Source organism: Halorubrum sp. SP3, from assembly GCF_005435195.1.
Classification (GTDB): Archaea; Halobacteriota; Halobacteria; order Halobacteriales; family Haloferacaceae; genus Halorubrum; species Halorubrum sodomense.
Genome location: NZ_SGTU01000023.1, coordinates 1 through 23968 on the forward strand (window position 1 = coordinate 1; position 23968 = coordinate 23968).

Sequence of the window (23968 nt, forward strand, 5' to 3'; positions counted from 1 at the left end):
CCTCGCGCGGTGCTGTCTCGCGGCCGCCAAGGGCGGCCGCTCGCAGGCACGCGCCGCCGTAGTAGCGGCCGAATCCCGTGTCGCACAGCGTTCACCGCCGCGACCGTCCCCGCCCGCCGGTCGCCCCCGACGGCCCTGCCGGGATCCGTCGCGTCGGGCCCTCCGACTCGGCCCGCTCCCGCAGGCGCTCGACGCGTTCGTCGGTCGACGGGTGCGTCGACAGCCAGCGCTCGGCCGCCCCGTCGGTCCGCTTGTGCGCCGAGAAGGGAGCGAGCGGCCACGACGGGTCGGTCGCGCGCTCGATCCGGCGCAGCGCCCGCGCGAGCGCGATCGGGTCGCCGGTCACCTCGGCGGCGCGGTCGTCGGCCGCGAACTCCCGCTTTCGCGACCGCGACCGCGTGACGAGCGTCGCGAGGACGAACCCGGCGAACAGCGCGCCGGCGAGCGCCCGATGGAGCCGTGCGAACGGGCCCGACCGGTCGCCCGGCCGGCCGCGGATCCACGCCGAGGCGGCGGCGAGGCCCGACAGCGCGAGCAGCGCCGGCAGCGCGAGGACGGTGGCGAACCCGACGAGGACGCGTCCGACCCCGTCGGCCATCGCGATCGCGAACCCGTCGTTCGTCTCCAAGTGCGCCAGCTCGTGCGCGAGGATCGCCTCGATCTCGCGGGGCGAAAGGAGGCGGAACAGCGAGCGGTCGATCACCAGCGCGCCGCCGGTCGTCCCGCCCCCGACCGCGAACGCGTTCGGCGCGCGGGCGTCGGTGACGTACAGGTCCGGACGCTTGACCTCCATCCGCGCCGCGAGCGCGTCGATCCGCCGGTGGAGGTCGGACGCCCGCCTCCGGGGGACGCGATCGCCCTCCAGGTTCGCGAGGACCTGCGCGGTGCCGAGCCGGTAGCTGAGGTACGCCGACCCGAGCGCGACGGCGGCCGCCAGCGCGAGGAGGGCCGGGAGGTCGGGGCGGGCGGCCCAGGCCGCGCGCAGCAGGTCGGCGACGAACAGCGCCGCGGTCAGGTAGGCGCCGAGCAGGGCGACGCCGACGACCGCCGCGGCCGCGCGGAACGCGAGCCGGGACATGTCCGGAATTACGCGACGACGGGGCAAACGCGTTGCGGCCGAGATGGCCCGCGGGGGTCGTCGTCGCCGCGTTCCGGTGCCCCCCGCTTCGGACTCCCCCACCCGGGCCGCCGGAAGGAAAAGCCGTAATTCCCCGGCGGCGAAATCGGGTGTCATGGACGCACGCGTCCGCGAACACGCGGAGATCATCGCCGACCACGCCACCGGCATCGAGTCGGGCGACGACGTGGTCATCCAGATGCCGAAGGAGGCCGAGGACCTCGCGGTCGCGCTCCACGAGGTCTGCGGCGACCGCGGGGCCAACCCCGTCTACCTCAACTACTCGAAGCGCGCCCAGCGCGCGTTCAAGCGCTCCTCGGACGAGTTCACCGAACCGAGCCACCGGCGCGCCCTCTACGAGGAGGCCGACGTGTTCGTCATCGCGCGCGGCGGCGCGAACGCCACCGAGGACGCCGACGTCGACCCCGAGACGAACGCCGCGCACAACCGCGCGATGGAGGAGGTCAAGCGCACGCGCCTCTCGAAGACGTGGTGTCTCACGCAGTACCCGACCGCGAGCCACGCCCAGCTCGCCGGGATGAGCACCGAGGCGTACGAGAACTTCGTGTGGGACGCCGTCTCGCTCGACTGGGACGAACAGCGCGAGTTCCAGTCGAACATGGTCGAGATCCTCGACGACGCCGACGAGGTCCGGATCGCGTCGGGCGAGGAGACCGACCTCACCCTCGACGTGTCGGGCAACTCCACGCTCAACGACCACGGCGAGGCGAACCTCCCCGGCGGCGAGGTGTTCACCGCGCCGACGCGCGACGGCGTCGACGGCGAGGTCCACTTCGACCTGCCGCTCTACCGCTACGGTCGCGAGATCGAGGGGGTCCGGCTCCGGTTCGAGGACGGCGAGGTCGTCTCGCACTCCGCCGAGCGTAACGAGGACCTCCTCACCGGCATCCTCGACACCGACGAGGGCTCTCGGCGCCTCGGCGAACTGGGCATCGGGATGAACCGGCAGATCGACCGGTTCACCTACAACATGCTGTTCGACGAGAAGATGGGCGACACCGTCCACATGGCGGTCGGCTCCGCGTACCCGGAGACGGTCGGCGGGGACAACGAGGTCAACGAATCCGCCGAGCACGTCGACATGATCGTCGACATGAGCGAGGACTCGGTCATCGAGGTCGACGGCGAGGTCGTCCAGCGGAACGGGACGTTCGTCTTCGAGGACGGGTTCTGAGGGGCGGTCGCGGCTTTCGATCGACAGCCGTCCTCACGGGTGCGGTTTTTGGTACAGATTTTTGCCGGCCGAGCGGAGCGAGGCCGGGAAAAGGTGTGACTGGGACGTTCGTCTTCGAGGACGGGTCTCCCTCGTCGCCTCCGTCGCGGTCGACGCTCACTCGGCCGTGCCACGCTCGGCGCTCCGGCGGAGGAACGCCGCGTACGCGGCGACGAGGACGGCGACCAGCCCGAACGTGCCGATAGCGGCGACCCCCGGATAGTCCGCCAGCGGCGCGATCTCTCCGTCGGGCGGCGCGACGATGTCGACGACGCCGGTCCCGATCGACAGCGTGAGCACGGCGATCCACATCGTTCCCACCGCGTAGCCGAGTTCGACGAGCCGGTCTGCTCTCGCCGCGTGCGCGACGACGGCACCGCCGCCGAGGACCGGGACCGCGACGAGCGGACTCGTCGGATCGGAGAGGAGAACGCTCCCGCCGAGGGCGATCGCCGCCCAGTAGACGGCGACGGCGACGGCCGTGCGGAGCGAGTCGGGGACGAACACGGCGTGTGGGTTCGACCGGACGGCACAAAACGATCGGGGGCGTCCCGCGTGGCATCCCGTCGGCGGCCGCGGCGGTATTTATACTCCGGGAACGCGTACGACCGCGCATGCCGGAAGAACTCCTCTTCGAGTCGGAGAGCCGCCGGAGCCGCGAGGAGATCGCCGCGTACCTGCGGACGGTCGCGGACTCGCTCGACGCCGGGAACGCGATCACGCTCAGACGCGGCGACGAGTCGACGACGCTGGACCCGCCCGCGCGACCGACCTTCGAAGTGAAGGCGGAGCGCGAGGGGCCCGCCGACGGGCCGGGCGAGCTGAGCGTCGAGTTCGAGCTGGAGTGGGACGAGGACGGCGACGAGGAGAGCGCCGACGCCGAGTTAGAGATAGAGTAGTTTGCGGAGGAAGCCGCCGACCGCGGCGTTTCGTCGGTTACGGCACTTCGCCGGGGACCTCGACGAACGCGTCGCGCGCGGAGAGGTGATCGAGCGTGTCGTCGACCTCGAGGCGCACGGACTCCATCCGCTCGACGAGCTCCTCGTACTCCTCGGAGTTGGTCGTGCCGGCGGCCTCCAGCGCCGCCTTCTTCGAGGCGAGCGCGAAGAACTCCTGGCTCCGCTCGTCGAACGCGGCGCGGTGGAGGAGCACCTCGACGAGCGTGAGCAGGTCCTCCTTGGTGACCGGTTTCGTCTTGTAGTCGTCGAACGGCATCTCGACGATGTCGACGTCGGGCTCGACGGCGGTCAGCATCGCCACCCGGGCGTCGTACCCCTCGTTCCGGATCGCCTCTAACACCTCGTGGCCCGACATGTCGGGCATCCGGCGGTCGAGCAGGACGACGTCGACCGTCTCGTCCATCGCGTCGACCGCCTCCTCGCCGCCGGTCGCGATCCGAACGTCGTAGGCCGGGTCGAGGTACACCCGGTACAGCTCCGCGAGGTCCGGCTCGTCGTCGACCGCGAGGACGGTCGCCTCCGGGCTCCCGGTCATGGGGGGGACCTCCCGGTCGGCGTCTCGCTATTTGCGAGCGCCGAACCGTTGCGTCCGCCCGCCGTTCGTGCGTCCATACGGACGCCTTGTTCCGTTCCGTGTAAAAACGTTGACCCTCCGTTATCGGCGTTGATATCCCTGCGCGTCGGCGTGGCGATCACCGGACCGGAGCCGACGGCGACCACCGGACCGGAGCCGAGTCGGGTCGAGCTCTCTCGCCGCGTAGACGGCGACGGCCCTCCGCGCTCCGCGCATCGATCCGACGCGCTCTCCGTGACCCAAAGGCACATTTACGCCCGTAACCTATCCGGGCACAACGAATGTCTCACAGCCCCTCACTACCCGACCGCCCGCGGCTGGAGCTCGACCCCGAGATGAGCGACGCGGAGCGGCTGGAAGCGATCCGTCAGCACTACCAGCGGATCGTTCAGGTGAACGAGGAACTGGAAGCCCGGCTCGCGGACGCCGAGGGGCGCCGCGGGGAACTGAAAGGCGACGTCGAACAGCTGAAACGCGAAAACGAGGTGCTCAAGACCTCCTCGCTGTACATCGCGTCGGTCGAGGAGATCACCGACGACGGCGTCGTGATCAAGCAGCACGGCAACAATCAGGAGGTGCTCACGCAGGCCGCCTCGCGGCTCGACGAGGATCTCCGCCCCGGCGACCGCGTCGCGATCAACGACTCCTTCGCGGTCCAGCAGGTGCTCGACGACGAGACCGACTCCCGGGCGCAGGCGATGGAGGTCACCGAGTCCCCGGACGTCACCTACGCCGACATCGGTGGGATCGACGACCAGATCCGGGAGGTCCGCGAGGCCGTCGAGGACCCCCTCGAGAACCCCGAGCAGTTCGAGGAGGTCGGCGTCGAGCCCCCGAGCGGCGTCCTGCTCCACGGCCCGCCGGGCACCGGAAAGACGATGCTCGCGAAGGCGGTCGCCAACGAGTCGGACGCGACGTTCATCAAGATGGCCGGCTCCGAGCTCGTCCGGAAGTTCATCGGCGAGGGCGCGCGGCTCGTCCGCGACCTGTTCGAGCTCGCCGCCGAGCGTGAACCGGCCGTCATCTTCATCGACGAGATCGACGCGGTCGCCGCAAAGCGCACGGACTCGAAGACCTCGGGCGACGCCGAGGTCCAGCGGACGATGATGCAGCTGCTCTCCGAGATGGACGGCTTCGACGACCGCGGCGAGGTCCGGATCATGGCCGCGACCAACCGCTTCGACATGCTCGACGAGGCGATCCTCCGTCCGGGTCGCTTCGACCGCCTCATCGAGGTGCCCGAGCCCGGCCCCGAGGGCCGCGAGCGCATCCTGGAGATCCACACCGGAGACATGAACGTCGCGGACGGCGTCGACCTCGGCGCGGTCGCCCGCGACCTCGACGGGTACAGCGGCGCGGACATCGCCTCGCTGGCGACCGAGGCCGGGATGTTCGCCATCCGCGACGGCCGCACCGAGGTGACGCAGGCGGACTTCGAACAGGCCCGAGACAAGCTTCAGGACGCCGAGACGGAAGACGAGCGGGTCATCAACTACCAGTACTGAACCCCCGGTCTCCCGTTTCGCCGTTCGCTCCCGGAGCGGGCAGTTCGTAACCCCTTAGCGCGCTCGCCGCCGACTCGCCGTCAATGAACATCATTCACGTCGCCGGCGGCGTCGGGGTCGCCGACACGGCGATGGCCTCCTACGACGCCGCGCTCGCGGACGCGAACCTCCACAACTACAACCTCGTGGCGGTCTCCTCCGTCGTTCCCGCCGAGGCGACCGTCGAAGCGGTGTCGGAGGTCCCCGACTTGGGACCCGCGGGGAATCGACTCACCGTCGTCGAGGCGCGCCGGACGATCGGCCCGGACGACGAGGTGGACTTCCGCGAGGGGGGCCGCGCGGGCGCCGAGGGCGCCGAGTCGAAGCGCGCGCCTCGCCGCCGCCCCGACGCGGTCGCGGGTCTCGGCTGGGCGACGGGCCCCGGCCCGGGGATCTTCTACGAGGTGACCGGCGAGGACCCGGACGACGTTCGCGAGCGGATCGGGGACGGTCTCGACGCCGGAGCCGACCTCCGCGACTGGGAGCTGCCCGACCGCGAGACGCGCGTCGAGACGGTCGCCGCCGAGCCGGACCGGTACGCGACCGCGATCGTGATCGCCGCGTACGGGGAGTCCGAGCCGATCCTGTAGCGGGCCGAGCGGACGGACCCGGCCCGCGCCGACGCCGCGGTCGCCGCCGCCGACGCCTTTTTGACTCGGCTCCGCGTACCAGACGTAGCTTCGAATGAACGGCAACAACCCGTACGCCGGGGCACCGGGTATGACGGACGCGGGCTCGCCCGCGACCGTCGACCTCTCTCCGGACCAGGAACAACAGCTCCGGCGCGCGGTCGCCGGAATCGTATCGCGCACGGAATCGTATCTCCCAGACAGCTACGCCGTCGGCTCAGAGCTGTCCGTCGGCGCCGACGGTCCGCAGGCGACGGTCGCGGTGAACCCCCCGGCCGGTCACCCCGTCTCGGCCGGCTTCACCCCCGATCCGGAGGACCTCGACGCCGGCATCGCGGAGTCCGACACCGACGAGGTCGCCCGCGGTCTCGCCGCCAGCGCGGCAGTCCAGGTGATGGACGCCGTCGGTGACATCACGCCGACCGCGAAGTGAGCCGCCCGCCCGCGAACTGAGCCGCTGAGCTACTCCGCGCGCTCCGACCGGCCCGTACCGTTCTCTCCGCCCTCACCGTCGCCCCCCGAGCCGCCGCGCTCCTCGCGTTCGGCGCGCCCGTCGCCGTCGTCGCGCTCGTCGCCGTCGTCGCGCGGGTACACCCGCGGCTCGCCCTCGCCCGGCGGCTTCACGACGCCGGTGACGCGGCCGTATATCCCGAAGATGTCGTCGTACCCGTTCTCGCTCGCGAGGATCGGGACCACGCCCGGCTCCTCGACCTGGTGGGTGTGGACGTCGTCCTCGGCGAACACCGCGCCCTCCGGAATCTCCTCGAAGTTCGCGAAGTGGACGCGGGGGTCCCCGCCGCCCTTCGGTACCTCCTCGCTGCCCTTCACGACGACCGTCTCCGAGAACGTCGGCGGCTCGTCCGCGAGCGCGCCGTGGACTCGGAGGAACGCGAGGCAGGCATCGTAGCCGAACTCGACCGCCCCCTCGCTGCCCTGGCGGCCCACCTCGATCGAGACGGTGTGGGGCACCGTGGAGTCGAGCGTCGTCGACCGCAGCCCGCTCGCGTCGACGACGTGGTCGACGGGGAGCCCGGTGACGGTACGGCGGACCGACTCCGCGAGGTCGCTGAAGATGGCGAACGGGGGCGGCGCGCTGTGGGAGGTGTGGAGCGCGAGCACCGCGTCGAACCCCTCCAGCTCGGCGGTGAGCCGCGGCGCCAGCGCGCGCTCGTACTCCTCGCTGTCGGGATCGCCGGGGAACGACCGGTTCAGGTCCGCGTCCGTGTAGCGCGTCTCGGCTTCGATCGCGGGCTCGTTGGCCAGGACGAGCCGGACGAGCCCGCCGTCTCTGCCCTCTCTGTCGGCGGCGGCGAGCGAGGGGAGCTCCGCCGCGAGCCGCTCCACTATCCGCACGCCGGCGGGCTCGTCACCGTGGATCCCGCCGACGATCGCGACGCGGGCCGACCCCGCCGACCCGCGGTCGAACGTTTCCATACCGTCGGTATCCGCCGTCGGATCATAAATCGTCGCGGTCCGCGGTCAGTGAGTTCACCGGCCCAACCGCTCCGCGAGCGCGGCCCGGTACCGCCGCGCCAGCCGCCTCGCGACGAAGCGGTCCCAGGGGTCCACGCCGAGGAGGCGGAGCGAGCCGACGTACGCCGCGAGGCCGACCGCGCTCCCCGCGAGGACCGCCGAGGGCCCTGTCAGGAGCGTCCGGACTCCGTACATCGCGCCGAGGGCGACGGCGCCCGCCGCGAGCGGGATGAGGAAGCTCCGGTCGAACGGCCACAGCCCCTCGAAGCGGCGCAGGAGGAGGACCTGGATCCCGTTCTGAACCGCGATGGCGAGCGACGTGCCGAGCGCGGCGCCGACGAGCCCGTACCGGACGACGAACGCGTACGTGAGCCCGACGTTGAGGACCGCGAGCAGCCAGTCGAGCGCCATCCGCGCGTACTGGTGGTCGGTCATCATCAGGAGCCAGCCGGTCGCCCCCACCGCGCTCCCGACGAAGACGCCCCCGAGGTAGACGACGAGCGGCACGTACCCCGCGACGTACGCGTCGCCGAACAGTCCGAGGATCTCCCGGCCGTACACCGTCAACACGGCGAGGATCGGGACGACCGCCGTGACGATCTGTCGCGTGACGGAGCCGTACACCGCGTTGAGCGTCGCCGTCCGGTCGCTCGCGTACAGCTCCGAGGCGACGGGGGGAAGCAGTTGGTTGAACGAGAGGAGGGGGATCCACGCGACCGCGATCACCACGAGGACGACGTTGTAGACGCCCGCCGCGGTCGCCGTCAGCAGCGCGCCGACGAGCAGCACGTCGACGCGGTTCTGGAACACCTTTCCGAGGCTGCTCATCGCGACGGGCGCCGCGTGGTCGTAGAACCGCCGCGCCTCTGCGCGAGCGCTCCGGAGCGACGGACGGACGCCGGTGACGGACGCGGAGAGCGGGACGGCGACCGCGGCGAGGGACGCGGTCGCGGCGACGATAGCTCCGGCGACGCCGACGACGGAGTAGCCGAGCGCGAGCGCGCCGAGGACGCCGACGAGCCGGGCCCCCGGGCGCAACAGCTTGTTGAACAGTATCTCGCCGCGGGCCGACCCGACCGCCCGGAGGAGGGCGGACGCGACCATCACGACGCCGAGCAGCCCGACGAGTCCCCCGAACGCGCGCATCGTTCCCGGGAACCCCGGTTCGGTGACGGTGCGGGCGTTTATCGCCGGCGCGGCGAGCCAGACCCCGGCCGCGATCGCGACCCCGAACCCGACCGTCGTCGCGTACGCGAGGCCGGCGACCGCGCCTTGCCGCTCCGGGTCGTCCCCGTACTCCGGGAGGTAGCGCTGGATGGCGGGAACGCTGCCGAACGTCACGAGCCGAGAGAGCAGCTGGGCGATCCGCCACGCCAGCGCGTAGACGCCGTAGGCTGTCGGGCCGAGCCCGCGAGCCAGCGCGAACTCGGTCGCCGCGATCAGCGCGCGCTGGCCGGCGACGCCCCCCGAGGTGAGCACCGCGCCGTGGGCGATCGTCTCCAGCGCCTCGCGCTCGTCGTCAGGGATCGCGGCGTCCCGCTCGGTGGGCGCACCGCTCTCCGGACTCTCCGCGCGTCGGCCGGCGTCGTCGGGGGCGCTCGCCACGGGGGCTCTACCGGTTCGGTTTCGGTCGGGTCAAAAAAGGGACGCGTTTCGCCGCCGGTCCGGACGGGACCGCCGCCGCGCCGCCGTGGCTCACCAGCGCTGGTGGACGTGTTCGCGCACGTAGTCGTCGTACACCTCGCTTGCGGCCTCGCGCTCGGCGTCGGAGAGCGAGTCCGCCTCGCTCGCGGCCGCGTTCGCCCGGACGTGCGCCGGCGTCGTCGATCCCGGAATTACCGTGGAGACCGCGTCGTGGTCGAGGATCCAGCGCAGCGCGAACTCGGGCAGGGGGCGGTCGTCGGGGAGGCGCTCGTCGAGCGCGTCGACCGCGTCGAGGCCCGCCTCGAACGGGACGCCGGCGAACGTCTCGCCCACGTCGAAGGCGTCGCCCTCGCGGTTGTAGTTGCGGTGGTCGTCCTCGGGGAACTCGTCGTCGCGCGAGAGCGCGCCCGTGAGCAGCCCGGAGGCGAGCGGCACCCGGCAGATCACGCCCACGTCGCGGGCGGCCGCCTCGTCGAGGAACAGCTCGGCAGGCCGCCGCCGGAACGGGTTGAAGATGATCTGGACCGTCTCGACGCCGGGGTACTCGACCGCCTTCAGCCCCTCTTCGACGCGCTCGACGCTGACGCCGTAGTTCGCGATCCGCCCCTCGTCCGCGAGCGTTTCGAGCGCGTCGAACGTCTCCGGTCGATAGTAGACGTCCGTCGGCGGGCAGTGGAGCTGGACCAAGTCCAGCGTGTCGGTCCCGAGGTTCTCCCGCGAGCGGTCGACGAACCGCCGGAGGTTCGGCTCCGTGTAGCGGTCGGCCTCGTGCGGGTCGAGCCGGCGGCCGGCCTTCGTCGCGACCGTCACGTCGCCGCTCTCGATCTCGTCCGCGAGCGTCTCCCCGACGATCCGCTCCGACCGGCCGTCGCCGTACACGTCGGCGGTGTCGAAGAAGTCGATCCCGGCGTCGCGGGCGGCCTCGACCGCCGCGACCGCCTCCGCTTCGCTGACTTCGCCCCAGTCGCCGCCGATCTGCCAGGCGCCGTAGCCGACCTCGCTGACTGCGCCGACGCCGCCGAGTTCGCGGTGGTTCATGTCGCCCGCATCTGATCGGGGCGGGGGCAAGGGCGTTCCGGAGGCGGCAGCGGCCGAGCGACGCGGCCGGCCGCGGCGAGGACCCCCGACGCCGACCCCGCCGGCGGTGTCGCGAACGGCGGGAGCGCGGCGGCCGCCTCAGCGGGTCGCTACGCTCGACCGTTGAGCGGACAGACGAAGAAGTCCGGCGGGCCGAACCCCGGTCGGCCCAGCGTGACCGTGACGTACTCCTTGTCCAGGACGTCGTCGTCGTTCGTCAGCGGGGCGTCGCGATTGAACGCGTCGACGTCCGTCACCTCCGCCGAGAAATGCGTCCACTGGCCGCCGTTCCACCCCTCCTCGCCGGGTGCCGACTCCGAGACGAACGGCGAGCGCTGGGCGTCGCTCGCGTCCGCGTTCGCCACGATGGGTCGCTCTCCGTCGTGGAGGAAGTAGATCTTGTCTTCGGGATCCGGGCGTTCGTCGAGTACCTTCACCACGTTCGTGCGCCAGAGGTCGCCCTCGGCGTACACCCGCCCGAACGTCTTTCCGTTCCCCTTCTCGCTTCCCTTCCCGGGATTCGCCGCGGCGACGCCGGCACCGCCGACGCCGGCGACGGCGATGGCCGTTCCGGCCCGGAGGACCCGTCGTCGCGTCTGGGTGTTCGTTCCGTTCATTGGTTCTCGGAGGCGCTCTGCCTCCGGTTTCACCGACGAATGGTCGCTTAAAGAATATTTTTCCAACTCGCTGCGAACTCCGTTCAACATTGCGTCAAAATCCTCGCGAGCGGCGGTCTCCGTCGGCGCTCGGCCGGGAACCCCGACAGGGTCCCCGCGCGAACGGTCCGCCCCGCCTCGGGGGTGGAACCGGTGTATCGGTCCGCCCGCGGGTCACAGCGCGTCCGCTAGCGCGTCCATCGTCTCCTCGACGCGCCCGACGCGCGCGTTATGGCCCATGTGACCGACGCGGAGGACGTCCTCGGTACCGTCGCCGAGCCCGGTCGCGAGCACCACGTCGTGCTCCTCCCGGAGCGTCTCCTGAAGCGCCTCGGCGCGGCCGGGGACCTCGAAGGCGGTCACCGTCGGCGAACTGCGCTCCGGGTCGGGGACCGGCTCCAGCCCCAACTCGGCGCCGCGCTCGCGACACCGCGTCGCGGCCGTTTCGTGTCGCTCCCGCACCGCGTCGAGCCCCTCGTCGAGCAGCAGGCCGAGCGCCGCGTCGAGCGCGACGACCTCGGTCGTCAGGTGCGTGTACGGGAAGCCCTCGCTCACGTCGCGGAACGGCAGGAAGTTCGCGTACAGCGAGTGGGGGTCGCGCTCCTCCATCGCGGCCCACGCCCGGTCGCTCACCGCGGCCGTCGCGAGCCCCGGCGGCGCGCTGAAACACTTCTGTGAGGCGCCGAGGCACACGTCGATCCGGTCGGTCGGCACCGAGACGCCGCCGAGCGACGAGACGGCGTCGACGACCGTCAGTATCTCCGGATCCGCGGCTTCGATGCGGTCGAGCGCGGCGGCGACGTCGTTGAGCGTCCCGGTCGGCGTCTCGCAGTGGACCGCCGTCGCGACGTCGAAGTCGCTCTCGTCGCCCGCCAGCGCCTCGTCGAGCGCGTCGAGCGGCAGCGGTTCGTCGCGTTCGGCCGCGACCAGCGTCGCCTCGCCGCCGTACGCCTCCACGAAGTCCGCGAACCCCTCGCCGTAGAGACCGTTCGCCAGACACAGCACCTCGGTGCCGGGCTCGACCAGCGAGGCGACCGCGGCCTCCAGCCCGAGGATGCCCTCGCCGCCGAGGGCGACGACGTCGCGCCCGCCGGCGGCGGCCGGCACGCTCGGGTCGACGCCGTAGGCCCTCGCCAGCCGCTCCGTGAGGCGGTCGTATATCTCCCGAAACCGCGGGTCCACGTCGGGGTTGATAAGCTCGCGGGACATCGCGTCGCGCACCGGTTCGGGGACCGCGGTCGGTCCCGGCGTCATGAGCATACGCGTCGGTTCGGCCGGCGGTACATAAACGGTCCGCGCGAGTCGTGCCGAGTTCGCGGTGACCGACGGGCCGACACGCTGATATATTTCTGTCGCCTGCGTTCCGGTACGATGATGCTTCCGACCCACGTGCTGGCGGGGATGCTGCTTGCGACCCCGCTGGTTCGCGTGGCGCCGGAACTGGCGCCGGTCGGGTTCGCCGCCGGCTTCCTCGGTGGACTCGTCCCCGACCTCGACATGTACACCGGCCACCGGCGGACGCTCCACTACCCGGTCTACTACTCCGTTCTCGCCGTCCCGGCGCTCGTCGCGGCCGTGCTGGCGCCCTCGACGCTCACCGTCGGCGTCGCGCTCTTCCTCCTCGGCGCGGCGCTCCACAGCGTCTCGGACATGTACGGCGGCGGCCTGGAGCTCCGCCCGTGGGAGGGGAACTCCGACCGCGCGGTGTACGACCACCACCGCGAAACGTGGATCTCACCCAAACGCGGCGTCCGGTACGACGGCGCCGTCGAGGACCTCGCGCTCTCCGTCGCGCTGGGGCTCCCGCTCCTCGCGCTGGTCGACCCTCCGCTCCGCGCGGTCGTGATCGGCACGCTCGGGGTCGCGGTCGTCTACGCCGCCCTTCGACGGCGCCTCGCGGAGATCGCCGCGGCCGTGATCCCGCTGCTCCCGTCGTCGCTCGACCCGTACCTCCCCGAGCGGTACCGGTGACCCGGCCGCCGCCTGAATCAACGTTATTAGGTGCCCCGACTCGTTTCATCCGACAACAGTCCGCGCCGGCGACCGATCCGATCCCGGCGCGCCGAACCCACCATGCAACAGTACCTCGACCTCGTCGACGACGCGCTCTCGACGGGCACGTACAAGCCGAACCGGACCGGCGTCGACACCATTGCGACGTTCAGCGGGCAGTACACCGTCGACCTCGCGGAGGGGTTCCCCCTCCTGACCACGAAGAAGATGGACGGTTACCGGTGGAACTCGCTCATCCACGAGGTGCTGTGGTACCTCTCGGGTGAAGAGCACGTCCGGAACCTCCGCGAGGAGACGAAGATCTGGGACGCGTGGGCCGACGAGGAGGGGAAGCTCGACACCGCGTACGGCCGGTTCTGGCGCCGCTACCCGGTTCCTGAGGAGGCCGCCGCGCTCCCCGGCGAGACGTGGCCCGACGACGCGGACCGCTGGGTCACCGTCGAGGAGGACGCCGACGGGACGACGCGTCGCACGTTCGACCAGATCCGGTACGTCCTCGACACGCTGGAGGAGAACCCCCACTCCCGGCGGATGGTCGTGAACGCGTGGCACCCGGCGAACGCCGCCGTCTCGACGCTGCCGCCCTGCCACTACACCTTCGTGGTGAACGTCCAGGACGGCCGGCTCAACCTCCACCTGACGCAGCGGTCGGGCGACATCGCGCTCGGCGTCCCGTTCAACATCGCGGCGTACGCGCTGCTCGCGAACGCGCTCGCCCAGCGGACCGACTTCGAGGTCGGGGAGTTCGGGCACACCGTCGTCGACGCGCACGTCTACTGCGGCCGGGGCGACCGCGGGAAGTGGTACGCCAACAACCTCCGGTACGTCCAGGAGCGGCTCGCGAACGTCGAGCGCAAGGGCGACTACCTCGACGTGAAGAGCTGGGTCGAGCGCACCGCGCCCGACGAGCCGAACGGGCAGGAGGGGTACGACCACGTGCCCGGCCTCCTCGAACAGCTCTCGCGAACCCCCCGCGACCGCCCGCGGATCGAGATCGCGGACAAGCCGCTCGACGAGTTGACCTACGAGGACGTCGCGGTCGTCGACTACGACTCCGCGGACGGCATCTCGTTCGCGGTCGCGGAGTGATGGGGGACGCGGATTCCGACGCCGGGGACGACGGCTCCGACGAGCGCGCGCTCGACCCCGACCTCGTCCTCGTCGCCGCCGTCGCCGAGAACGGCGTGATCGGTGCCGACGACGGGATGCCGTGGCACTACCCCGCCGACCTCGCGCAGTTCAAACGGCTGACGACCGGCCACCCGGTGATCGTCGGCCGGAAGACGTACGAGCGCATCGCCGACCGGATCGGCGGCCCGCTTCCCGACCGGACCAGCGTCGTGTTGACGACCGGCCCCCTGAGCGACGACGACCTCCCGGCGGGCGCGGTCGTCGCGCACGACACCGAATCGGCGCTCGCGCGCGCGACCGCGGACGCCGCCGACCGCGGCGTCGACGAGGTCTTCGTCATCGGGGGCGCGACCGTCTACGAGGCGTTCCTCGACCCCGCCGACCGGATGGTGATCACCGAAATCCCCGAGCGGCCCGACGGCGACACGCGGTTCCCCGAGTGGGACTCCGACGCGTGGGTCGAGCGCGCCTGCGAGACCGACGGCGACCTCGCGTTCGTCACCTACGAGCGGCGGGACGCGGAGTGAGCGGCGTCGGAGCGGGACCGAGCGCCGGGACGCGCCCCGCTCGCACCGAGCCCGCGACTCACTCCAGAAATCGCGACTCCGCGCCGCCCGAGGGCATCGTACACCGGTCCTTCTTTCCGAACCAGCGGTACCGGTTGTCGGCGACGAAGTCGTACACGCGGTCGCGGACCGCCGCGGGGACGTATCGGAACGGGGAGAGCAGTCGATAGCGTCCGCCGAGCCCCGTCGCGATCTGGATGACCGCGGACGACTTCACGTAGCTCTCGCCGTCTTCGATCAGCACGATCGACTCCAGTTCGTCGGTCGCGAGGTCGTGTTCGGCCAGCAGCGCCCGTCCGACGTCGGACTGGAGCGAGGCGAACCGGTACTTGCCCTCCGGATCGCGGGGGAGGATGAACTGTACGAACCCGCTACAGAGGTTACAGACGCCGTCGAAGAGAACGATCGAGGCGTCCTCCGGGAGACCCTCGTCCATCACTCTCGGAGGTACGCCGCCGTCGCAGTTGAGGATTCCGGTGGATTCGATCCGAGGGACCCTCTCGCGACCGCCGAGACGGAGACGCCCGTTCCGCGCACGGAAAACTTATCGTCCCGGTACCTCTCCAACAAGCCGAAGTACAGAGTATGGCTCGGAACCTCTCGACCGCGAGCGTCCGGTCGCGGCTCTCCGCGGTCGTCCGACGGCTCTCGGCGGCGGTCGCCGCGCGCGTCTCGGTGGACCCCCGCGCGCTCGCCGCGTTCCGGATCGGGCTCGGAGCGCTGCTGATCGCCGACCTGCTCCTCCGCTCGCGCTCGCTGACCGCCTTCTACACCGACTACGGCGTGCTCCCGCGCCGGGCGTTCTTCTCTGACTACTCGACGAGCTACTCGCTCCACGCGCTCTCCGGCGAGCCGTGGGCCATCGCGTCGCTGTTCGCGGTCGCGGGCGGGGTCGCCCTCGCGCTGCTCGTCGGGTACCGGACGCGACTCGCGACCGTCGTCTCGTGGCTACTGCTGTTCTCGCTCCACGCTCGGAACCCGATGGTGTTGAACTCGGGCGACGGTCTGCTTCGCATGCTGCTCTTCTGGAGCGCCTTCCTCCCGCTCGGCGCGCGCTGGTCGGTCGACGCCGTCAGGCGAGCGGACCGGGGGGCCGACGCGGCAGCCGACGCCGCTCCCACCGCGGATCCCGTCGGCGGTCCCGCGTCGGGCGACGGCGGCGGTCCCGCGTCGGGCGACGGCGGCGGCCCCTCGACGCCGGGTCCGAGCGAGCCAGCGGTGGCGAGCGTCGCCACGATGGCGATCCTGGTACAGATACTGGTGATGTACCTGACGAACGCCGTCCACAAGTACAGGAGCGACCTTTGGATGGGCGGCGAGGCGGTCGCGTACGTCATGCGTGCCGACCAGTTCACCTACCACCTCGGAAACCACCTCGCCGAGTTCAGCGGCCTCCTCCGCGCGTTCACGCTCCTGTGGGTCGCGCTGCTGTTCGCGTCGCCGCTGTTGCTCCTGCTCACCGGGACTCCACGCGCCGTGCTCGCCTCGCTGTTCGCCGGAATGCACCTCGGGATGGCGGTCTCGATACGGGTCGGTCTCTTCCCCGTCATCGTCGTCGTCGGCCTCATCCCGTTCTTCCAGACGCCCGTCTGGGACGCTCTCGACCGCGCCGTCGCCGGCCTGAACCGGTCGACGCGGCTCGCGCGCTGGCGGGCCCGACTCGAATCTCTGGCGAGGGCCGTTCGCTCGCTCGCCGCGTCGCTCCCCCGACCGACCGCCTCGAGGCGTCTCGACGGCCTCCGGAGCGAGGGCCTCGCCGCCGGTATCGCCCGCGGACGCGCCCGCTTCTCGGCGGTCGTGCCGACCGTCTTCCTCGTGTTGATCCTCCTGTCGAGCGCGGGATCGGTCGGCTACGCCGAGGTCCCGGATCCCGCCGCCGACGCCTTAGACGCCGTCGACATGCAGCAGTCGTGGCAGATGTTCGCGCCCGATCCGATCCACACGACCCGGTGGTACGTCGCGTCCGGGACGCTCGAAGACGGGACCGAACGGGACGTGTTCCGGGACTCGACCGTCGACTTCGATCGGCCGGCTCGCGCGGAGACCACCTACCGGACCGCGCGCTGGCGGAAGTACCTCAAGAAGGTCTCTGCCGCCGACAACGAGAACCACCGCTCGTACCTCGCGAACTACCTCTGTACGGACTGGAACCGCACCCACGAGACGGACGTCGAAACCGTGACCATCTATCGGCTGTACGAGCGGATCCACCCGTACAACGGGACGGTCGAGGCCGCGAACGAGTTCGAACTGATCGAGTACGACTGCTCGGGCGAGTTCGTTCAAGACGCGTGATCGCCCGCCTCGGTACCGCCGGTCGTCGGCGGTGTCGCTTCGCCGGGGACGGCGGCGCCTAGTTCGAACGAGCGGGCGTCCGGTCCGCGGCCGCTCGCTCCTCGAGAACGGTCGTTCCGCGACCGACCCGCGTCTGGTAGGCGCGCGCCTCGATCCCGGCGCCGGCGAAGGCGTCGAGCATCGCGGCGGCGATGTCGCGGCGGTCGCGCTCTCGGCAGGCCGCGATCACCGCCGGTCCGGCGCCGCTGACGCTGACGCCGGTCGCGCCCGCGTCGAAGGCGCGCTCGCGCACGTCGTCGTAGCCGGTGATCAGGCGGGCGCGTTCGGGGGTGACCACGGGGTCGTCCATGCCGAGCCCGACGAGGTCCGGATCCGAGCGACACATCCCGATCGCGAGCGTCGCCGCGTTGCCGACCGTCTCGACCAGCTCCTCCATCGAGGCGGTCTCGGGGACGACCCGGCGGGCGTCGCGCGTCGAGACCGCCACGTCGGGCAGACAGACGACCAGGGGGATCGCGGCGTCGACCGACCGGGTTCCCTCGGCGGTCGTCACGGTGAAGCCGCCGAGGATCGAGGGGGCGACGTTGTCGGCGTGCGCGACGCCGGAGACGACCGCCTCGCCCTCGGCGGCGATCGGGACCAGCTCCTTCCGCGAGAGGCCGCGGTCGTACAGTCGGTTGAGCGCGACCGCGGCGCCCGCGGCGCTCGCGGCCGAGGAGCCGAGCCCCGAGGCCGGGCGCACGCCCTTGTCGATGTGGATCCGCGCGGGCGCGTCGAGCGCCTCGACGACGGCGCCGACGGTGTTCTTCTCGGGGTCATCCGGGATGTACTGCGCGCCGACGCCGGTGACCTCGATCGTCGTCTCGGCCGCCTTCTCGACCGTGACGACGTCAGCCGGCCGCGAGAGGGCCGCCCCGAACACGTCGAAGCCGCTCCCGAGGTTCGCGCTCGTCGCGGGGGCCCGTACCGTTACCATGACGGGGAGTGTCACCGGTGGGGCAAAAAGGAGCGGGATCGCACAGAACGACGGCGAGATCGGTCGGGGTCGTCGAGACGGGGCGGGGGAGAAAACACGGCGCGGAGGGGGGACGGGCGGGGGCTTCGCGGGTCGGCGTCAGCGGGCCATCGTCCACAGCAGCGCGCCGACCAAGACGAGGGGAATGCCCAGGAGGATGAACGTCTTCGGCATCGTCGTGTACGGCGCCATCAGGAAGACGACCCCGAAGACGGCCAGAATCGACGCGATGACCTTCTGGGACTTCAGCGGCGCGGCGCCCAGAAGCGACACGAGGAGCCCGAACAGGACGATATGCCCGAGGTGGTAGTCGAGCAGGAACGTGTCGATGACCAGCGGCGAGAGCATTCTTGGCCGAAGGTGCGAGCGATTCGCGCATTAAAGTTCCGTTTCTCGCGGCTCGGGACCGACCGCCGCGTGCCGATATTATAAGGATCGCCGGCACGACCGGCGACCGTGCGACTCGTTCAGGTCATGATTCCGGCGGGCAAGCGGGCCGCGGTCGTCCGCGCGCTCGACGACGAGGGGGTCGACTACGTCGTCACCGACGAGACGAGCGGCCGGGAGTACACCGCGGTCGCGACCTTCCCGCTGCCGACGGCCGCCGTCGAACCCGTCCTCGACCGCCTGCGGGAGGCGGGGATCGACGAGAGCACCTACACGGTCATCGTCGCGGCCGAGACGGTCATCTCGCGGCGGTTCGAGGCGCTCGAAGACGAGTACGCGGAGGACGCCGAACACGGCGGCGACCACATCTCCCGGGAGGAGCTTCAGGCGAAGGCCGAGGGCCTCGCGTCGGGGAGGGGGACGTACGTGTTGATGACCGTCATCTCGGCGGTGATCGCCACCGCGGGGCTGCTGCTCGACTCCCCGGCGACCGTGGTCGGATCGATGGTGATCGCGCCGCTCATCGGGCCGGCGATGTCGGCCGCGGTCGGCACCGTCGTCGACGACGAGGCGCTGTTCCGGCGCGGCGTGCGGATGCAGATACTGGGCGTCGCGGTCGCGGTCCTCGCGGCGACGGTGTTCGCGTTCGCGCTGCGGTCGCTCGCCCTGGTTCCGCCCGGACTCGACCCGCTCGAACTCGCGGAGGTGTCGGAGCGGGTCGCGCCGAACGTCCTCGTTCTCGTCGTCGCGGTCGGCGCCGGGATCGCGGGTATTGTCTCGCTGATGACCGGCGTCTCCGCGACGCTCGTGGGGGTGATGATCGCGGTGGCGCTCATCCCGCCCGCGGCCGCGGTCGGGATCGGGATCGCCTTCCGGATCCCGCGGCTCGTGATCGGCGCGGGCGTCATCGTCGCGGTGAACGTCCTCTCGATCAATCTCTCTGCGCTCGTCATGCTGTGGTACGAGGGGTACCGCCCGCAGCGGTGGTTCCGCGAGGACGACGCGCGCTCGGCGTTCCTCAAGCGCGCCGCCGTGCTGGCGGTCGCGATCGCGCTCCTCTCGGTGTTCCTCGGCGGCGTCACCTACGAGTCGTACGTCGCCTCGACCACCGAGGCGGACATCCGCGCCGCCGCGAGCGACGAGCTGACGGCGCTGGACTCGGAGTTCGAACTCCTCGAACTGTCGGTCGAGCGCACCGGAACGGTCCCGCCGCTGGAAACCGAGCGGGTGGTGATCACGGTCGGCGTGCCACCGGGCGGCTCCGTCGAGGGGATCGCGCCCGCGATCGACGACCGGATCGAGACCGTGATCGGCAGCGAAGTCACCGTCGAGGTCCGCACGGTGACCGTCGAGCGCGCCTGAATCTGCCTCGGCGGTCACCCTCTGCCCGCGGTCACCCGGCGACGCCGCCGCACTCACGACCGTGTCGCCCGCGATCACCCGGGGTGACGCCGCCGCAGTCGGTCGTTTTCCGACCGCGTGACCGGAAGAGCAAGGGATTTTTATCGGGCCGCCGTCGCACCGGCCAGTGACGGACTCAGAGCGACCCGACGACGATTCGATGCGGGAGGTCGTCGAGCGGTCTCGGAGCGGTGCGCCGGCGGTCGGAGAGGCGGTCCGGGACCGGTTCTCCTCGGACGAGGTGTTCCAGCGGATCATCGCGGCCGCGGACGAGGAGGTGACCTCGGGGAGTCGGGAGCTGTTCTTCAGCGGGCTCGCCGCCGGGCTGGCGATCACGATCACGTTCATGTTGTACGCGTCGCTGACCGCGTCGACGGACTCTCACCCCGTGTTGAGCGTCCTTCTCTATCCGCTCGGATTCATCTACATCATCATCGGCGGCTACCAGCTGTACACCGAGAACACCCTCCCGCCGGTGGCGCTCACGCTCGAACGGCTCGCGAGCATCCCGACGCTGCTTCGCCACTGGACGATCGTGCTCGCCGGGAACTTCACCGGCGGTGCGATCGGCGCGGCCGTCCTCTCGTACGGCGGCGTCTTCACCGGCGACACCGTCGGGGCGGCGCGGTACATCTCTCGGGGCGGGTTCGACGTCGGTGCCGTCCCGCTGTTCTTCAAGGCCGCGATGGCGGGGTTGATCGTCGCCGGCGTCGTCTGGGTCGGCTTCGCCTCCACCGACTCCGTGAGCCGAATGCTCGTCGTCTACCTCGCGTTCCTCGCGATCCCGCTCGGCGACCTGTTCCACGTGGTCGTCTCCTTCACGGAGGTGCTCTACCTGTTCTTCGAGTACAGCATCCCGCTGTACGGCGCGGAGATAAGCCTCTACTCCGGACTCGTCGGCTTCGTGATCCCCGTCCTGCTCGGGAACACCATCGGCGGGGTCGTCTTGGTCACCCTCGTCAACTACTTCCAGACCAGCGAGGAGCGCCTGGAGGAGGCGCGCTTCGAGGGGGTGACCCGTCGGCTGACGGTCCCCGAGTGGGCCTTCGGCCGCGCGGCCGGACGTTCGTACGTCCCGATACTGGACGCGACCGAGGCGGGGCTGTTCGCGGGCGAGGGGTATCGGATCATGGTCCCGATCACGAACCCCCGGACTGACGGCCCGATCGTCGAACTGGGGGCGCGGCTCGCGAGCAGCCACGAGGAGGGCGTCGTCCACATCGTCCACATCGTCCAGGCGCCAGAGCGCATGTCGCTGTCCTCGGGGGACGCGGGGCGCCGGATCGCGGACGTCTCCGCCGAGGGGATGGCCGATATCCGGTCGATCGCGACGGAGTACGACGTCGAGGTGGCGACCTCGACCGTCGTCTCGCACCGCTCGTTCGAGGAGGTGTTCGACGCGGCGCGGCGGACCCGCCCGGACGCGGTCCTGATGGGGTGGGGCGACGACCAGCTGTGGGGCGCCGCCCGCGCGGAGCGGCCAATCGACGAGCTCACGAACCAGCTCCCCTGTGACTTCCTCATCCTCAACGAGCACGAGCTCGACACCTCCCGGGTCCTCATCCCGACGTCCGGCGGCCCGGACTCGGACCTGAGCGCGGAGGTCGCGAAGGTGCTCGCCGACACCGCCGGCGCCGAGGTGACGCTGCTTCACGTGGTCGACGGTCCGGAGAAGCGACCGGGGGGCGAGGCGTTCCTCGCGGCGTGGGCCGACGAACACGGCCTCGACGACGCGGAGCTCGTCGTCGACGAGGGCGGCGACGTCGAGGCCGGCATCGCGCGTGCGGCCGCCGACGAAACGCTGATCATCATCGGCGCCACCGAGAAGGGGCTGCTCTCCCGGCTGGTCTCGAACTCGCTCCACCTCGACGTCATCCACGACGTGGACGCCTCAGTGTTGCTCACCGAACGGCCTAGCGCCCGGTCGCTGCGCGAGCGGCTGTTCGGCTCCGGCCGCCGGGCCACCGACATGTCGGCCGGCGTCGACCGCGACGCGGAGCTGTCGCAGGGCACGGACGTGGGGTCCGCCGAACGCAGGGAGAGCGACCGCGACGCCGGCGACGACACCGACGGCGAGGAGGTGGCTGACGACGACACCGACGGGACGGCTGCCGCCGGCGACGAGGGGGTCGACGCCGGCGGTTCGACCGACGAACGGCCGCCTCCCGACGACAGCTACATCGCCGACCACGACGACGCCGACGAGGAGGCCGCCGGCGGGGCGGACCCCGAGGACACGGTCGGTGAGGGCGACGGGCGATAGCGAAAACGGCTCTTTGCGTTATCGGCGGCTTATAGGTGTCCGGGATCGATTCGAAGCGTATGGACAGGCGACTGACGGCACTCATCGGCATCGCGGCGCTCGTCGCGCTGGCCGGCTGCTCGGGGCTCGCGGGAACCGCGACTCCGGCCGGCGGCGACGAGGCGCAACTGGAACGGAGCATCGAAGTGACGGCCACGGGCGAGGCGACGTCGGCGCCCGACCGCGCCACCCTCCGCGTCGCGGTCACCGCGACCGGCCCCGACGCCGAGGCGGTCCGCGACGAACTCGACGCGGGCGACGAAGAACTGCGGGCGGCCTTGACGGAGTGGGGGCTCGACGACGACGCGATCCGGACCGCCCAGTACGACGTCCGCGAGAGCTACGAAACCCGCGAGGACCCGAACCGGACGCGGTACGAGGGCGTCCACCAGTACGCGATCGACCTCGACGACGTCGACGCCGTCGGAGAGGTGATCGACGTGGCGGTGAACGCGGGCGCCGACCGGGTCCAGCGGATCCAGTTCGGACTGAGCGAGGAGACGGAACGCGAGGTCCGCGAGGAAGCGATCGCGAAGGCCATGGCGAACGCGGACGCCGACGCGGCCGCGCTCGCGAACGCGAGCGGCTTGGAGGTCTCCGGCGTCTACGAGGTGTCGACGGCGCAGTCGGGAGGAGGGGTGTACGTCGAGCGCGCCACCGCTGCCGCTGGCGGCGGCGACGCGGGCGCCTCGACCGCCATCGAGGCCGGTGACGTGACCGTGAGCGTCTCGGTGAAGGTCGTGTACGAAGCCGTCCCGGCCTGACGGCGCGAGCGACCGGCCTCTCCCGCGTGCGAGCGTCGCGGTCGGCGCCCGGCTACTCTCCGTCGCGGGTGGGGAGGTCCGGCTCGTAACCCACCGCGTCGACGGCCATGTCGAGGACGGCCTCGACGTTCTCGTCCTCGGTGACGCTCATCGTCGCGTCGACGGACTCGGCCTGGACCGCCTCGAAGCGGTCGTGTTTGTTCGCGGCCGTGAGCAGCGGCACGTCGGCGCCGAACAGCTCGCGGACCTCCTCGCGCAGCTCTAACTGGACGTCGAGCGGGTAGCCGCAGTCGCCGGAGGGGTCGAGGACGAAGACGACGGCGTCCGCGAGGTGTTCGAGCGCGCTCACCGCCTGCCGCTCGATGTCGTTTCGCTCGTCCTCCGGGCGGTCGAGCAGCCCGGGCGTGTCGACGATCTGGTACCGGACGTGGTCGCGCTCGAAGTGGCCGATCTGGACCCCCTTCGTGGTGAACGGGTACTCCGCGATCCGGTTCGACGCGCGGGTGACCCGGTTGACGAACGAGGACTTCCCGACGTTCGGGTAGCCGGCGACGACGATGGCCGGCTCGTCTGGCCGGACGTCCGGCAGCACCTTCAGCTGGTCGCGCGAGTCGCCGATGTAGCGGAGGTCGTCTTCGATCTGGTCCATCACGTCCGCCATGCGGGCGAACGCCTGCTTGCGGTGTTTCCGCGCGGTGTCGACGTCGGAGTCGCGGACCTTCGTCGTGTACTCGTCGCGGAGGTCCTCGATCTGGCGGCTGGCCCACATCACCTGCGAGAGCGCCTGTCGGAGGCGGTCGACGTCGACGATGGCGTCCGCGAGCTCGTAGTAGAACGGGTCGACGTCGAAGCCGAAGTCGGGCCACGAGGTGACGACGTTCTCGAGGTTGTCCGAGAGCACGTTGCCGGCGGTCCGTAGCATCGACTCCTGCGCCTCGTGGCCGCGCTTCGCTCGCCCGGCCCGCGCCGCCCGCGAGAACGCCTTGTCGACGAGTTCCTCCGCGCGCGGAGTCGTCGGGAGGCCCTCAAATATCATGTTACCGCGGCTTGGCCGCCGACGCGTATAAGACCGTCCGTTCGCGTACCGCCGCGACACGGCGGCGCACGGTCGAACGCGCTGACTTCCCGGAGAGCGTTCCCGACCGCGAACGACGACGAACGTTCGTTATCTATCTCGCGCATATTTC

General features: G+C 71.1%; 24 protein-coding genes. 12 read left to right on the top strand and 12 right to left on the bottom strand.

From position 1 onward, the window contains the following. Positions 1–91: 91 nt before the first annotated feature. Positions 92–1078, bottom strand: coding sequence for a M48 family metallopeptidase (locus EXE42_RS13950; RefSeq protein WP_137706749.1), 987 nt, complete (start codon positions 1076–1078; stop codon positions 92–94). A gap of 154 nt (positions 1079–1232) precedes the next feature. On the opposite strand from EXE42_RS13950, the gene EXE42_RS13955 reads away from it, so the two are divergent. Then, positions 1233–2312: an aminopeptidase gene (locus EXE42_RS13955; protein WP_092920314.1), complete on the top strand. Its 1080-nt coding sequence runs from the start codon at positions 1233–1235 to the stop codon at positions 2310–2312. A 156-nt stretch (positions 2313–2468) separates the two neighbouring features. Here EXE42_RS13955 and EXE42_RS13960 read toward each other — a convergent pair whose 3' ends face one another. Continuing rightward, complete coding sequence (locus tag EXE42_RS13960) at positions 2469–2858, bottom strand: hypothetical protein (RefSeq protein ID WP_137706750.1); 390 nt, start codon at positions 2856–2858, stop codon at positions 2469–2471. 107 nt (positions 2859–2965) lie between these two features. Between EXE42_RS13960 and EXE42_RS13965 the strand changes: the two genes are divergently transcribed. Beyond that, positions 2966–3250, top strand: a complete 285-nt coding sequence (locus tag EXE42_RS13965; RefSeq protein ID WP_092920316.1) for an amphi-Trp domain-containing protein — start codon at positions 2966–2968, stop codon at positions 3248–3250. 37 nt (positions 3251–3287) lie between these two features. Here the strand turns inward: EXE42_RS13965 and EXE42_RS13970 are convergent, their stop codons facing one another. Further along, complete coding sequence (locus EXE42_RS13970; protein ID WP_137706751.1) at positions 3288–3845, bottom strand: response regulator; 558 nt, start codon at positions 3843–3845, stop codon at positions 3288–3290. A 320-nt stretch (positions 3846–4165) separates the two neighbouring features. Here EXE42_RS13970 and EXE42_RS13975 point away from each other — a divergent pair, with 320 nt between their 5' ends. The 3 genes from EXE42_RS13975 to EXE42_RS13985 all read left to right on the top strand — a co-directional run bounded on the left by EXE42_RS13975 (position 4166) and on the right by EXE42_RS13985 (position 6490). Beyond that, positions 4166–5389, top strand: a complete 1224-nt coding sequence (locus EXE42_RS13975; protein ID WP_092920318.1) for a proteasome-activating nucleotidase — start codon at positions 4166–4168, stop codon at positions 5387–5389. A gap of 83 nt (positions 5390–5472) precedes the next feature. Beyond that, on the top strand, positions 5473–6018 hold the full coding sequence (locus EXE42_RS13980; protein ID WP_137693597.1) for a pyruvoyl-dependent arginine decarboxylase: 546 nt from the start codon (positions 5473–5475) through the stop codon (positions 6016–6018). A 94-nt stretch (positions 6019–6112) separates the two neighbouring features. Then, on the top strand, positions 6113–6490 hold the full coding sequence (locus EXE42_RS13985; protein WP_092920320.1) for a DUF5811 family protein: 378 nt from the start codon (positions 6113–6115) through the stop codon (positions 6488–6490). A gap of 29 nt (positions 6491–6519) precedes the next feature. Here the strand turns inward: EXE42_RS13985 and EXE42_RS13990 are convergent, their stop codons facing one another. The 5 genes from EXE42_RS13990 to EXE42_RS14010 all read right to left on the bottom strand — a co-directional run bounded on the left by EXE42_RS13990 (position 6520) and on the right by EXE42_RS14010 (position 12167). Further along, complete coding sequence (locus EXE42_RS13990) at positions 6520–7491, bottom strand: succinylglutamate desuccinylase/aspartoacylase family protein (RefSeq protein ID WP_137706752.1); 972 nt, start codon at positions 7489–7491, stop codon at positions 6520–6522. Positions 7492–7545: 54 nt separating this feature from the next. Further along, a complete protein-coding gene (locus EXE42_RS13995; protein ID WP_137706760.1) occupies positions 7546–9057 on the bottom strand; it encodes a lipopolysaccharide biosynthesis protein in 1512 nt (503 codons plus the stop codon). Between the two features lie 168 nt (positions 9058–9225). Further along, positions 9226–10212, bottom strand: coding sequence for an aldo/keto reductase (locus tag EXE42_RS14000; protein WP_137706753.1), 987 nt, complete (start codon positions 10210–10212; stop codon positions 9226–9228). Between the two features lie 149 nt (positions 10213–10361). Beyond that, positions 10362–10868: a hypothetical protein gene (locus tag EXE42_RS14005; protein WP_137693600.1), complete on the bottom strand. Its 507-nt coding sequence runs from the start codon at positions 10866–10868 to the stop codon at positions 10362–10364. 213 nt (positions 10869–11081) lie between these two features. Next, a complete protein-coding gene (locus EXE42_RS14010) occupies positions 11082–12167 on the bottom strand; it encodes an alanine--glyoxylate aminotransferase family protein (RefSeq protein WP_137693601.1) in 1086 nt (361 codons plus the stop codon). Between the two features lie 114 nt (positions 12168–12281). Here EXE42_RS14010 and EXE42_RS14015 point away from each other — a divergent pair, with 114 nt between their 5' ends. From EXE42_RS14015 to EXE42_RS14025, 3 genes are all read left to right on the top strand, one after another. Then, the gene (locus EXE42_RS14015; RefSeq protein WP_199240756.1) at positions 12282–12878 is read left to right on the top strand and encodes a metal-dependent hydrolase; all 597 of its coding nucleotides are present in this window, start codon (positions 12282–12284) and stop codon (positions 12876–12878) included. 102 nt (positions 12879–12980) lie between these two features. Then, positions 12981–14009: a thymidylate synthase gene (gene thyA / locus EXE42_RS14020; protein ID WP_092920326.1), complete on the top strand. Its 1029-nt coding sequence runs from the start codon at positions 12981–12983 to the stop codon at positions 14007–14009. Then, the gene (locus EXE42_RS14025; RefSeq protein ID WP_137706755.1) at positions 14009–14578 is read left to right on the top strand and encodes a dihydrofolate reductase; all 570 of its coding nucleotides are present in this window, start codon (positions 14009–14011) and stop codon (positions 14576–14578) included. Before thyA ends, EXE42_RS14025 begins: the two co-directional genes overlap by 1 nt. Positions 14579–14636: 58 nt before the next feature. Here EXE42_RS14025 and EXE42_RS14030 read toward each other — a convergent pair whose 3' ends face one another. Next, positions 14637–15053, bottom strand: coding sequence for a thiol-disulfide oxidoreductase DCC family protein (locus EXE42_RS14030; protein WP_092920328.1), 417 nt, complete (start codon positions 15051–15053; stop codon positions 14637–14639). A 149-nt stretch (positions 15054–15202) separates the two neighbouring features. Here EXE42_RS14030 and EXE42_RS14035 point away from each other — a divergent pair, with 149 nt between their 5' ends. Next, positions 15203–16912 (top strand): HTTM domain-containing protein, encoded by a 1710-nt coding sequence (locus tag EXE42_RS14035; protein WP_092920329.1) that lies wholly within the window; start codon positions 15203–15205, stop codon positions 16910–16912. Between the two features lie 58 nt (positions 16913–16970). On the opposite strand, the gene EXE42_RS14040 is transcribed toward EXE42_RS14035, so the two are convergent. Both EXE42_RS14040 and EXE42_RS14045 read right to left on the bottom strand, forming a co-directional pair. Further along, the gene (locus EXE42_RS14040) at positions 16971–17888 is read right to left on the bottom strand and encodes a homoserine kinase (RefSeq protein WP_137706756.1); all 918 of its coding nucleotides are present in this window, start codon (positions 17886–17888) and stop codon (positions 16971–16973) included. A 138-nt stretch (positions 17889–18026) separates the two neighbouring features. Further along, a complete protein-coding gene (locus EXE42_RS14045; protein ID WP_092920331.1) occupies positions 18027–18275 on the bottom strand; it encodes a hypothetical protein in 249 nt (82 codons plus the stop codon). A 126-nt stretch (positions 18276–18401) separates the two neighbouring features. On the opposite strand from EXE42_RS14045, the gene EXE42_RS14050 reads away from it, so the two are divergent. The 3 genes from EXE42_RS14050 (at position 18402) to EXE42_RS14060 (ending at position 22781) form a co-directional block, all read left to right on the top strand. After that, positions 18402–19676 carry a TIGR00341 family protein gene (locus EXE42_RS14050; protein ID WP_092920497.1) on the top strand — a complete coding sequence of 425 codons (1275 nt, stop codon included), beginning with the start codon at positions 18402–18404 and terminating at the stop codon, positions 19674–19676. A gap of 166 nt (positions 19677–19842) precedes the next feature. After that, on the top strand, positions 19843–21978 hold the full coding sequence (locus EXE42_RS14055; RefSeq protein ID WP_137706757.1) for a formate/nitrite transporter family protein: 2136 nt from the start codon (positions 19843–19845) through the stop codon (positions 21976–21978). A gap of 59 nt (positions 21979–22037) precedes the next feature. Then, positions 22038–22781 carry an SIMPL domain-containing protein gene (locus EXE42_RS14060; protein ID WP_092920333.1) on the top strand — a complete coding sequence of 248 codons (744 nt, stop codon included), beginning with the start codon at positions 22038–22040 and terminating at the stop codon, positions 22779–22781. Between the two features lie 52 nt (positions 22782–22833). Here EXE42_RS14060 and EXE42_RS14065 read toward each other — a convergent pair whose 3' ends face one another. Further along, entirely contained in the window at positions 22834–23817 is a 984-nt protein-coding gene (locus EXE42_RS14065) for a GTPase (RefSeq protein WP_137706758.1), read from the bottom strand. Positions 23818–23968: the final 151 nt, after the last annotated feature.

What these genes read in the sequence shown, in the direction of transcription:
- EXE42_RS13950 (WP_137706749.1), bottom strand. Translation starts at nt 1,078, where the DNA reads ATGTCCCGGCTCGCGTTCCGCGCGGCCGCGGCGGTCGTCGGCGTCGCC.
- EXE42_RS13955 (WP_092920314.1), top strand. Translation starts at nt 1,233, where the DNA reads ATGGACGCACGCGTCCGCGAACACGCGGAGATCATCGCCGACCACGCC.
- EXE42_RS13965 (WP_092920316.1), top strand. Translation starts at nt 2,966, where the DNA reads ATGCCGGAAGAACTCCTCTTCGAGTCGGAGAGCCGCCGGAGCCGCGAG.
- EXE42_RS13970 (WP_137706751.1), bottom strand. Translation starts at nt 3,845, where the DNA reads ATGACCGGGAGCCCGGAGGCGACCGTCCTCGCGGTCGACGACGAGCCG.
- EXE42_RS13975 (WP_092920318.1), top strand. Translation starts at nt 4,166, where the DNA reads ATGTCTCACAGCCCCTCACTACCCGACCGCCCGCGGCTGGAGCTCGAC.
- EXE42_RS13980 (WP_137693597.1), top strand. Translation starts at nt 5,473, where the DNA reads ATGAACATCATTCACGTCGCCGGCGGCGTCGGGGTCGCCGACACGGCG.
- EXE42_RS13985 (WP_092920320.1), top strand. Translation starts at nt 6,113, where the DNA reads ATGAACGGCAACAACCCGTACGCCGGGGCACCGGGTATGACGGACGCG.
- EXE42_RS13990 (WP_137706752.1), bottom strand. Translation starts at nt 7,491, where the DNA reads ATGGAAACGTTCGACCGCGGGTCGGCGGGGTCGGCCCGCGTCGCGATC.
- EXE42_RS14000 (WP_137706753.1), bottom strand. Translation starts at nt 10,212, where the DNA reads ATGAACCACCGCGAACTCGGCGGCGTCGGCGCAGTCAGCGAGGTCGGC.
- EXE42_RS14005 (WP_137693600.1), bottom strand. Translation starts at nt 10,868, where the DNA reads ATGAACGGAACGAACACCCAGACGCGACGACGGGTCCTCCGGGCCGGA.
- EXE42_RS14010 (WP_137693601.1), bottom strand. Translation starts at nt 12,167, where the DNA reads ATGCTCATGACGCCGGGACCGACCGCGGTCCCCGAACCGGTGCGCGAC.
- EXE42_RS14015 (WP_199240756.1), top strand. Translation starts at nt 12,282, where the DNA reads ATGCTTCCGACCCACGTGCTGGCGGGGATGCTGCTTGCGACCCCGCTG.
- thyA (WP_092920326.1), top strand. Translation starts at nt 12,981, where the DNA reads ATGCAACAGTACCTCGACCTCGTCGACGACGCGCTCTCGACGGGCACG.
- EXE42_RS14025 (WP_137706755.1), top strand. Translation starts at nt 14,009, where the DNA reads ATGGGGGACGCGGATTCCGACGCCGGGGACGACGGCTCCGACGAGCGC.
- EXE42_RS14030 (WP_092920328.1), bottom strand. Translation starts at nt 15,053, where the DNA reads ATGGACGAGGGTCTCCCGGAGGACGCCTCGATCGTTCTCTTCGACGGC.
- EXE42_RS14035 (WP_092920329.1), top strand. Translation starts at nt 15,203, where the DNA reads ATGGCTCGGAACCTCTCGACCGCGAGCGTCCGGTCGCGGCTCTCCGCG.
- EXE42_RS14040 (WP_137706756.1), bottom strand. Translation starts at nt 17,888, where the DNA reads ATGGTAACGGTACGGGCCCCCGCGACGAGCGCGAACCTCGGGAGCGGC.
- EXE42_RS14045 (WP_092920331.1), bottom strand. Translation starts at nt 18,275, where the DNA reads ATGCTCTCGCCGCTGGTCATCGACACGTTCCTGCTCGACTACCACCTC.
- EXE42_RS14050 (WP_092920497.1), top strand. Translation starts at nt 18,402, where the DNA reads ATGATTCCGGCGGGCAAGCGGGCCGCGGTCGTCCGCGCGCTCGACGAC.
- EXE42_RS14060 (WP_092920333.1), top strand. Translation starts at nt 22,038, where the DNA reads ATGGACAGGCGACTGACGGCACTCATCGGCATCGCGGCGCTCGTCGCG.
- EXE42_RS14065 (WP_137706758.1), bottom strand. Translation starts at nt 23,817, where the DNA reads ATGATATTTGAGGGCCTCCCGACGACTCCGCGCGCGGAGGAACTCGTC.